The organism is Rhodobacter lacus (genome assembly GCF_042683065.1).
GTDB classification, from domain to species: Bacteria; Pseudomonadota; Alphaproteobacteria; order Rhodobacterales; family Rhodobacteraceae; genus Rhodobacter; species Rhodobacter lacus.
The window spans coordinates 1-1056 of the sequence record NZ_JBHUIX010000023.1; the positions used below are offsets into that span (position 1 = coordinate 1).

A 1056-nucleotide genomic window follows, 5' to 3' on the forward strand; every position below is an offset into this window, starting at 1 on the left:
AAGGAGGCAGCGTGATGGCCGACTTCGTCGAATACCGCGCCGCAGAAGCCACCACCCCGAACGGGCGGCGCGGCGGGCGCCGGAGCATCCTCCCCTTGCTCCGCCGCCTCAAATCTCTCGCGGACCGGATCGAGAATTGCTGGATCGGCGATGTGCTCGGCGCGCTTTCGATCCTCGCCTTCGTGATCCTGATCCCGCTGTTTCTGCCGATCATCGTCGAGCTGTGCCGGTGAACCGCTGATCTGATCCGTTTTCAACGCCCAGCCGGGCTTTTCCTGAGGAGACGAACGATGCGCGACTATGCCCCATGCCAGAATGCGGAGTCCCCGACCAACCCAGTTGCGTTGTGGCGCCGCTCGATCGAGAGCCTGCGCGTCGTGCGGCGCCAGGCGCCGATCATGACGGACTATGACGGACACGATGGGCCCGCGCGGGATGTTGCCGCGGAGGCCTATGTGCTCGCCGCCGAAGCGCTGGTGACGGATCTCGGCACGCTGCTCGAACTCGGGCACCTCGACGCGATCGAGGAGAGCATGGCTCTGGTGGGGGCTTGGCCCTCAAGCCGCTGAATTTCCCCTTCGCGAGACCTTCAAGCACCGTTGAACGATCATGAAACGCTGGATGACCATCGCCGAAATTGCCGAGGCCAAGCTGCCCGGCCTGCCAGCCTCGCCCCGCGGCGTGGCGAAGCGGGCGCAGGTGGGGTGTTCCGCGGCGAGTCAAGACCGACAACGGCAGCGATTTCAAGGCAAAGGCCATCTGCCGCCTGCTCGCGGCGCTCGACATCGAGCACGAGCTGTCTGCCCCCTACGAGCCAAAGAGCAAGGGCCATGTCGAGCGCGCGATCGGCACATTCCAGCGCGACCTTGCCACCTGTCCGGGCTTCATCGGGCACTCGGTTGCCGACCGCAAGGTGATCGAGAACCGCAAAGCCTTCTCGAAACGGCTTGGCATGTCCGATGCCGACCTCTTCGACGTGCAGATGGATCTGCCCGAGTTCCAGAAGTGGTGCAACGACTGGGCGGAGAAGGTCTATGCCCATCGTCCCCATTCCGG

Annotated in this window: 2 protein-coding genes and 1 pseudogene; all 3 read left to right on the forward strand. The window is 64.7% G+C overall.

The window, feature by feature from the left end:
• Positions 1-233 (forward strand): hypothetical protein (locus ACFSM0_RS17580; protein ID WP_377393655.1); only part of this gene is annotated, 233 nt, incomplete at its 5' end.
• A 57-nt stretch (positions 234-290) separates the two neighbouring features.
• Entirely contained in the window at positions 291-569 is a 279-nt protein-coding gene (locus ACFSM0_RS17585; RefSeq protein WP_377393658.1) for a hypothetical protein, read from the forward strand.
• 68 nt (positions 570-637) lie between these two features.
• Positions 638-1056, forward strand: a pseudogene (locus tag ACFSM0_RS17590) (hypothetical protein); the annotation flags it as partial.

What these genes read in the sequence shown, in the direction of transcription:
- ACFSM0_RS17585 (WP_377393658.1), top strand. Translation starts at nt 291, where the DNA reads ATGCGCGACTATGCCCCATGCCAGAATGCGGAGTCCCCGACCAACCCA.